Annotated in this window: 6 protein-coding genes; 4 read left to right on the top strand and 2 right to left on the bottom strand. The window is 69.0% G+C overall.

Annotated elements, in window-relative coordinates; translation table 11 throughout:
* The coding region (locus tag AC1D01_RS11745; protein ID WP_477866324.1) for an SDR family NAD(P)-dependent oxidoreductase at positions 1–737 on the top strand (737 nt) is incomplete at its 5' end.
* Positions 738–750: 13 nt separating this feature from the next.
* On the opposite strand, the gene AC1D01_RS11750 is transcribed toward AC1D01_RS11745, so the two are convergent.
* Positions 751–1863, bottom strand: coding sequence for a hypothetical protein (locus AC1D01_RS11750; RefSeq protein ID WP_477866326.1), 1113 nt, complete (start codon positions 1861–1863; stop codon positions 751–753).
* A gap of 10 nt (positions 1864–1873) precedes the next feature.
* Complete coding sequence (locus AC1D01_RS11755; RefSeq protein WP_477866328.1) at positions 1874–2224, bottom strand: hypothetical protein; 351 nt, start codon at positions 2222–2224, stop codon at positions 1874–1876.
* A gap of 129 nt (positions 2225–2353) precedes the next feature.
* On the opposite strand from AC1D01_RS11755, the gene AC1D01_RS11760 reads away from it, so the two are divergent.
* The 3 genes from AC1D01_RS11760 to AC1D01_RS11770 all read left to right on the top strand — a co-directional run.
* Positions 2354–3208 (top strand): MurR/RpiR family transcriptional regulator, encoded by an 855-nt coding sequence (locus tag AC1D01_RS11760; protein WP_477866330.1) that lies wholly within the window; start codon positions 2354–2356, stop codon positions 3206–3208.
* Between the two features lie 176 nt (positions 3209–3384).
* A complete protein-coding gene (locus AC1D01_RS11765; protein WP_477866332.1) occupies positions 3385–7362 on the top strand; it encodes an Ig-like domain-containing protein in 3978 nt (1325 codons plus the stop codon).
* Between the two features lie 87 nt (positions 7363–7449).
* Positions 7450–8936 (top strand): PQQ-dependent sugar dehydrogenase (locus AC1D01_RS11770; RefSeq protein ID WP_477866334.1); only part of this gene is annotated, 1487 nt, incomplete at its 3' end.

Consider the following 8936-nt stretch of genomic DNA (forward strand, 5'->3'; position numbering starts at 1 on the left):
GCTATGGGGGGATCGGCGAGGCGATCGCGCGCGCGCTGGTGGGGGCCGGCGCGCGCGTCGCGGTCTCGGGGCGCAGCGCGGACAAGGCCGAGAGCCTGGCCGCAGCGCTGCGCGCGCAGGGCGGCGACGCGCTGGGCCTCGCGATGGACGCGCATTCGGTCGACAGCGTGCGCGGGTCGGTCGATGCGGTGGCGCGGCATTTCGGCGCGCTCGACCTGCTGGTCAACTGCATCGGCATCCAGCGCGAGGAGCGGCTGGCCGAGGTCACCGAGGACGCGTTCGACGAGGTCGTGCAGGTCAACCTGAAGGCGGCGATGTTCCTGGCCCAGGCGGCAGGGCGGCACCAGGTCGAGGCCGTCGCGGCCGGCCGGGCGCCGGGGCGACAGCTGCACCTGCTGTCGGTGCGCGCGCAACTGGGCATGCGCGACAGGGGCTACTCGGCGTACTGCGCGACCAAGGGCGCGCTGGTGATGCTGATCAAGCAGCATGCGGTCGAGCTGTCGGCGCACGGCATCACGGTGAACGGCATCGCGCCGACGGTGGTGCGCGGCGAGATGGGCGCGCACTGGCTGAACAACCCGGCGACGCGCGAGCACATCCTCGGGCGCATTCCGCTCGGGCGCGTGGCCGAGCCGCAGGACGTGGCCGCTGCCGCGGTGTTCTTCTGCGGACCCGGCGCGGCCTTCGTGACGGGTCAGGTGCTGTACCTGGATGGCGGATTGACGGCCACCCAGTGACCCCGGGCAGGGGCTACAGCTTGAATTGCATCAGCGACGGCGAGAAGTTCAGGTTCATCAGCGTCGTCGTCTGCTCCTTGCCGTCTTCCAGCGAGCGGTTGCGACCGACGCGCAGCTCGAGCCAGATCCCGGGCGACACCTTCTTGTCGAGACCGAAGGCGTAGATGAAGGCCTCCTGGTTCACGGTGGGCGACGACGCGCGGGCGTTGCTCGCTTCCAGGATGGTGCGGAACCCCGTTCCCTCCTGGTCGCCATAGATGTAGCGGGCCACCACCAGCGACGAGGTCTTGTAGGTCGGACCGCCTGGGGTACCCAGCGACGCAAGTTCCAGGCCCTTGTGCGTGTAGCGGATCGAGGCGGCCAGCAGCCCCGAGCTGCCGATGCCGTACTGCAGGTTCAGCGTCGCCGTCTTCGCGAGTTTGTAGCTGTCGCCGCCGGATTGCTCGATCCTGGCCTGGCCGTAGGTCAGCGAGGCCTTGGGGGCGTTCCAGCGGGCTTCCTTCTTCAGCGTCTCGTCGATGCAGCTGGACAGCGGCCTGTCGGCGGCCGCCGTCAACGCGTCGAGGGCGGCCTGCTTCGCCTCCTTCGAGAGGGCCGTGTTCTTCACGATCGCATCGATGTCGGCCGCGTTCTTCTGCGCGATCTCCGGCGTGATGCAGGCCTTGAACGCGCGGTTGCCGATGAAGATCGGATCGTCCTCCTTCGAGAAGTAGTAGACCGTGCCGAGCGAGAACGCCGACTTGTCGTAGTCCACGCCGGAGAGCGTTGCCTTGTTCTGCGCGTAGCTGAGCGTCAGGCTGCCCAGCAGACGGTAGAGGTTGCTGCTGACGTAGGTCGCGCCGGACATCGGCATCAGCGCGGTGCGGGCCGGCGTGATGGCCAGGCCGAAGGTGGACTTGTTGTCGCCGGACGCCAGCGGCTGCAGGGCCATGATGATGTCCTGCGAGGTCTCGACCTGCGTGACGCCCTTGTCCAGGCCGACCAGCCCGGCGGCCGAGACGGAGCCGCCGTTGATGTCGACCAGGTAGTCGTTCAGCACGTCCGTCGCCGTCTTGTCGGCGGCCCAGGACGGCAACGAGAGGGTCAGCAGGAGCGCGGCGGTGGTGCCGAGGGTATGGATTCGCATGCGGTGTTCCTCAGCTCACGGTCAGCTTGAAATCGTCGAAGCCGACGTCGAACGAGCGCGCCCCGGCGATGTTGCCCTTCGCCCGGCCGGCACTCTTCCTGTTGAACAGGATCTCCGAGTCGTACATGCCGTTCAGCGCACCGTGCTTGAAGGCCTGCACCGTGAAGCTGCAGTCGTAGCTGCCGGGCGGCAGGTCCAGCGGCACCTTCAGCTCGCCCTCGTCGAAGGCGAACGCGTGGGTGACCGGCGCGCGGTTCTCGATCGACACCGTCAGGATGACGTGGGCGCCGCTGCTGTCCTTCAACTGCAGCACGACGGGCTGCGTGACGGCGACGTCCTTGGTGACTACGGCAATGCTCATGGGGGCTCCGGAAGTTCGGGCGCAGTCTGCCGTCGCCATCAGTCCCGTGGAATCCTTCCCTTTGAGGAGGTCGAACGAATGTGGTGTGCCGGGGGCAGGAAGAACGTTTGTTCATGATAAGTTTCATGGATGACCCGGGCCACCCGTTACGACGAATTGAAGGCTGCCATCGAGCAGGCCTACCCTGAGCTGCCGCAGCAGCTGCAGCGCATCGCGCGCTATGCGCTGGACCAGCCGAACGAGCTGGCGCTCGGCACGGTGGCGGCGGTGGCCGAATCGGCGAAGGTGCAGCCCTCGTCGCTGATCCGCTTCGCGAATGCGCTGGAGTTCAAGGGCTTCTCCGAGATGCAGCAGGTGTTCCGCGGGCACCTGGTCGAGCGCTCGAGCAGCTACCGCGAGCGCATCGACCGGCAGCGCCGCCAGGGGCAGCCGGCGACCAAGGGGGCGGGGCTGCTGAGCCAGTTCGTCGGCGACGCGGTGTCCGAGCTCGGCCAGCTCGAGGAGAGCGTGCGCGCGGCCGACCTCACGGCGGCGATCAAGCTGCTGTGCACGGCGCCGCGCGTGCATGTGCTGGCGCAGCGGCGCGCCTTCCCGGTCGCCTGCTACCTGGCCTATGCGCTGAGCCAGCTCGACCTGCGGGTGCACCTGCTCGACGGCGTGGGCGGCATGCTGCAGGAGACGCTGCGCAACCTGGAGCGCGGCGAGGTGCTGATCGCGACCAGCTTCCACAGCTATTCGCAGGAGGTCGTCGACGCCGCCGCGTCGGTGCACGCCCGCGGCGTGCGCGTGATCGCGATCACCGACAGCCCACTGTCGCCGCTGAAGCCGTCGGCGACGGTGTGCTTTGAGCTCGGCCTCGCCTCCGACCGCCCGTTCCGCTCGCTGGTGGCGCCGCTGTGCCTGTCGCAGGCGCTGGTGGTGGGGGCGGGGCATCAGCTGGCGGAGGCGGGGAAGGGTGCGAAGGCCGTGCGGCCGCGCACCTGATCGCGGTTCTTCCCCCACGTGCCACCCATCCCGTCCCCGATTGACACCCCTCCTCGTGGCTGATATAAGAACAAATGTTCTTTGATATTGTTGTGTAGAACGTTCATTCAACAAACGTTCCACGCAGCATCCGCAGCACCGGACCACCGGCGCGCGGCCACTGATGGAGACAAACGATGTTCAAGCACCTTCGGCGCGCGCGTTGGGCTGCGCGCATTCTTCGTGTCGTCCGGACGCTGCCGATCGCCGCCACGCTGTGCGCGGCCGGTACCGGTACCGCCAGCGCCGCCGGGCCGGGCCTGCCCAACCTCACCTACAGCGCCTCCGAAGTCCTCAAGCCGATCTCCGTCATCCACAGTGCGGTGGCCGGCAGCGCGCGCGGCGAGGGCACGGTGCAGATGGTCGAGGGCTACCTGTTCGTGCCGTTCGGCAAGGACTCCGGCGTGTCGGGCGGCGGCTTCTCGTTCTACGACATCTCGAACCCGCGCTCGCCGGTGAAGGTGTCGCAGACCGACGTGACCGCGCTGCGCGAGCCGCACGGCTTCGGCTTCGCCAACGGTGGCAAGCATGCGGTGATGCAGACCATCAACGGCATCATGTTCTGGGACTTCACGAACCCGCTCGCGCCGGTGCAGCTGAGCCAGCTGGTGCTGCCCGGCATCCAGGAGTCCGACTACGCGCTCGGCGCCTGGTGGGCGTTCTGGCAGGCGCCCTACGTCTACGTCGGCGGCTCGGGCAACGGCCTGTTGATCGTCAATGCGGCCGACCCGCGCAACCCGGTCTACGTGAAGACCATCCCGACCAGCACCTGGGGCGGCTTCCGCGTCGGCCCGACCTTCGCGGTCGGCAACCTGCTGGCGATGACCAGCACCGACGGCGCCGGCCTGGTGACGCTCGACATCAGCGATCCCGTCAACCCGCGCCTGATCGGCTCCAGCGCGACCACGCCCGGCCAGTACAGCGGCATCCTCAACGGCGAGCGCATCGTCACCGCCGGCACCGACAACAAGCTGCATGTGTTCGACATCAGCAACCCGGCGGTCTTCACGCAGACCGCGGTGTCGGCCGACCAGGGCGGCAAGGGCGGCTACGTCTCGGTGCAGGGCGGCTACGCGCACTCGGGCTTCTCGGTCAAGTACTCGAAGGTCGACCTCGCCACCGGCGCCACCGCCGGCACCGGCACCTCCAACATCTCCGGCCGCGACGAAGACTTCGGCACCGTGTTCGGCAACCTGGTGCTGATCGGCAACGACCACGGCTCGGGCAGCGCGATCGTGCCGCACCAGGCGGCCCCGTGGACGCAGACACCGAGCGTCAACATGGTCTCGCCGAAGAACAACGCGGCCAGCATGCCGGTGACGAGCCGCATCGGCCTGACCACCACCGCGCACATCGACCTGCGCACCGTCTCCAACACCAGCTTCATCGTGCGCCCGCTCGGCGGCTCGACGCTGCCCGGACGCTACAGCGGGCAGTCCGGCGTGCTGAACTTCGCGCCCGACGCGCCGCTCTTTCCCGGCACCACCTACGAGGTGGTGGTGCCCGCCGGCGGCATGAAGGACGACAACGGCAACGCGATCGCCGCGTTCAGCTCGCGCTTCACGACCGCCGGCAGCGCGGCCGTGGCCTGCACGCTCGCGCCGCGCAGCGCCGCGCTGGTCAACAGCAGCCAGTCGTTCGCGCCGGCCTCCACCAGCGGCGCCAGCCTGCAGTATTCGTGGAGCTTCGGCGACGGCAGCAGCACCGCCTTCTCGACCACGCCGTCGGCCAGCCACACCTACACCGCGCCGCGCCACTACCCGGTGATCCTGTCGGTGCGCAGCGGCACGCAGACCAGCACCTGCTCGGCCAACCAGACCATCCACACCGCGCCCACCGCCAACGCGCCGCGCAGCACCGGCACCATCGCGTACGACGCCGGCCGCAGCCGCGTCTGGGTCGTCAACTCCGACAGCAACACCGTCAGCGCGATCAACACCGCGAACAACACGCGGGCGCTGGAGGTCGGCGTCGGCACCAACCCGCAGACGCTCGCGTTCGCACCGGACGGCCGTCTGTGGGTCGCCAATTTCGGCTCGGGCGACATCAGCATCCTCGACCCGGCGAGCGGCGGCCTGGTGCAGTCGATCGCGCTCGGCAACGGCTCGCGGCCGTTCGGCATCGTCTTCAACCCGGCCGGTAATGCCGCCTACGTGTCGCTGTCGGGCTCGCAGGGCGTCGTCAAGCTGCACCCGACCACCGGTGCGGTGCAGGCCACGCTGTCGCTCGGCGCGGTGCCGCGCGGCATCGCGATCAGCGGCGACTCGTCGCGCGTGCTCGTCACCCGCTATCTCTCGCCGGCCGCGCGCGGCGAGGTGATCGAGGTGAACGCGGCGCTGAGCGCCGTCACCCGCACGTTCGCGCTCGCGACCGATCCCGGCCCCGATACCGAGGCGAGCGGCCGCGGCGTGCCGAACTTCATCACCTCGATCGCGATCCAGCCGGACGGCCAGCGCGCCTGGATCCCGTCGAAGAAGGACAACACGCTGCGCGGCAGCTTCCGCGACGGCCAGGCGCTGACCTTCGAGAGCACGGTGCGCACCGTCGTCTCGCAGGTCGCGCTCGACACCAATGCCGAGGTGCTGGCCGATCGCATCGACCTGAACGACCGCGAGCTCGCGAACGCGGTGGTCTTCAGCCCGCTCGGCGACTACGCCTTCGTCTCGACGCAGGGCACCAACCAGATCGAGGTGGTCGATGCCTACACGCGCCAGCTCAGCACCGGCATCGTCAACGTCGGCCGCGCACCGCGCGGCCTGCTGCTGACGCCCAACGGCCGGCTGTACGTGCAGAACTTCATGTCGCGCAACGTCGGCGTGTACGACGTGAACGGCATCCTGAACGCGACCAGCAACGTCGCGAGCAAGATCACCGACGTGGCGGCGGTCTCGTCCGAGCCGCTCTCGGCGCAGGTGTTCCAGGGCAAGCAGATCTTCTACAACGCCGACGACCGGCGCATGAACCGCGACAAGTACATTTCGTGCGCGACCTGCCACCAGGACGGTGGGCACGATGGCCGCGTGATGGACTTCACCGACCGCGGCGAGGGCCTGCGCAACACCACGGTGCTGAACGGCCGGCGCGGCACCGGCCAGGGCCGGGTGCACTGGAGCGCGAACTTCGACGAGATCCAGGATTTCGAGCACGACATGCGCAACGCGTTCGGCGGCACCGGCTTCATGACCGATGCGCAGTTCAACACCGGCACGCGCAACCAGCCGCTGGGCAATGCGAAGGCGGGCGTCAGCGCCGAGCTCGATGCGCTGGCGGCCTACGTCAGCTCGCTCGCCACCGTGGGCCCGAGCCCGTACCGCAATGCCGACGGCACGCTGACCGCCGACGGCGTGGCCGGCCAGGCGATCTTCAAGGGCGCCGGCCAGTGCAGCAGCTGCCACTCGGGCGCCGATTTCACCGACAGCGCGACCGGCGTGCTGCACGATGTGGGCACGATCAAGGCCTCGTCGGGCAAGCGCCTGGGCGGCCCGCTGACCGGCATCGACACGCCGACGCTGCGTGGCGTGTGGGACAGCGCGCCCTACCTGCACGACGGCTCGGCCGCGACGCTGATGGACGTGCTGACCACCGCCAACCCGGCCGGCCTGCACGGCGCGGCCAGCAGCCTGACGGCCGCGCAGCGCCAGCAGCTGGTGAGCTACCTGCTGCAGATCGACGACAGCACTGACGGCGCGGCCGGCGTGGTGCTGAGCAACCTGTCGGTGAACGACACCGCGAACGCCGGCGGCTGGGCGCTGGTGTCGAACCTGCAGGCCGGCAACCTGCAGTACGGCGACCGCACCTACACCGTCACCAGCGTGCCGGCGGCGCTGGCCGGATCGGCGTGGATCCGCAGCGCCAACCTGTCGCGCGCCTACACCGGCGCGACGCTGGCCAGCTTCACGATCAGCCAGGCGGCCGACGTGTACGTGGGCATCGACAACCGCACGAGCGCGCCGTCGTGGATGAGCGGCTGGACCAGCTCCGGGCTGCAGATCGTCAACAGCGAATCGCCGGGTCGCACCTTCGTGCTGTACCGCAAGAACTTCCCGGCCGGGACAGTGACGCTCGGGTCCTTGAACAACACCGGCGTGAGCATGTACTCGGTGATAGTGAAGTGACCCTCGTAGCCCGGATGCCAATCCGGGAGCGGCGGTGAAACGTGAACGACAACCCCCGGATTGGCATCCGGGCTACGAGGAGACTTCATGAGCTTGTTCAGAACACTGTGGCTCGCGGCCGGCCTGCTGGTTGCCGGCTTCGCACAGGCGGCGAGCGTCCCCACCGGCTTCGTCGACGCCCAGGTCGCGACCGGCCTCACCAGCCCGACCTCGATGGCGGTGATGCCCGATGGCCGCGTGCTGGTCGTGCAGCAGAACGGCATCGTGCGCATCATCAAGAACGACGCGATGCTGGCGGCCAACTTCCACGCCTTCGCCAATGTCGACTCGAGCAACGAGCGCGGCTGCCTGGGCGTGGTGCCCGACCCCGCCTTCGCGACCAACCACTACGTCTACTTCTACTGCTCGACGGTGGTCGGCAGCGTCTCGCGCAACCGCGTGATCCGCGTCACCGAGGCGGCCGACACCGTGGTGGCCGGCAGCGAGCGCGTGGTCTTCGAGCTGCCCGACATCCCGAGTGCGACCAAGTGGCACATGGGCGGCGCGATGCGCTTCGGCACCGACGGCAAGCTGTACGTCGCGGTCGGCAACCACGAGGACAACCCGCAGCCGGTCGCCACCTCGAACTCGCAGAACCTCGCGAGCGCCTTCGGCAAGGTGCTGCGCATCAACGCCGACGGCACCATCCCGTCGGACAACCCGTTCTTCAACAACGCGAGCGCGTACAAGGCCAACTACATGCTCGGCTTCCGCAACCCGTTCGTGCTGGACATCCAGCCGACCACCGGCGCGATCGTGATCGGCGACGTCGGCCAGGGCAGCTGGGAGGAGATCAACCGCGGCCAGGCCGGCGGCAACTACGGCTGGCCGGCGGTGGAGGGTACCGGCAGCAACGCCTCGTACATCAACCCGATCTACGCCTACTCGCATTCGGTGGGCTGCTCGATCACCGGCACGCAGTTCTACAACCCGGCCACCGCGCGCTTCCCGGCGAGCTACGTCGGCCAGCTGTTCTTCGCCGACTTCTGCAACGGCACGATCAAGTCGCTGAGCCTGGCCTCGCCGACGGTCATCAACAACTTCGCGAGCGGCATCGGCAACCCGACCAACATCGGCGTGTCGCCGAGCGGCGCGCTGTATTACCTGGCGCGCAACCAGGGCACCGGCACGCCGGCACCCGGCGCGGGCACGGTCAGCAAGATCAGCTACACCGGCAGCCAGGCGCCGGCCATCACCGCGCAGCCGCAGAGCATCACGGTGTACGTCGGCACGGCGGCGACCTTCAGCGTCGGTGCCGATGGCGCGACCAGCTACCAGTGGCAGCGCAACGGCAGCAACATCTCGGGCGCCACCGCCAGCAGCTACACGCTGGCGACGACGACGGTCAACGACACCGGCGCAACCTTCCGCGTGATCGTCACCAACGCGTCGGGCAGCGTCACGTCGAACGCGGCGACGCTGACGGTCACGACCAACCGCTCGCCGACCGCGACGATCCTGACGCCGTCGGCCGGCGCGGGCTTCGCGACCGGCGACGTGGTCGCGTACACCGGCAGCGGCAGCGACCCGGAGGA

This window comes from Rhizobacter sp. P3_B12, assembly GCF_056402895.1.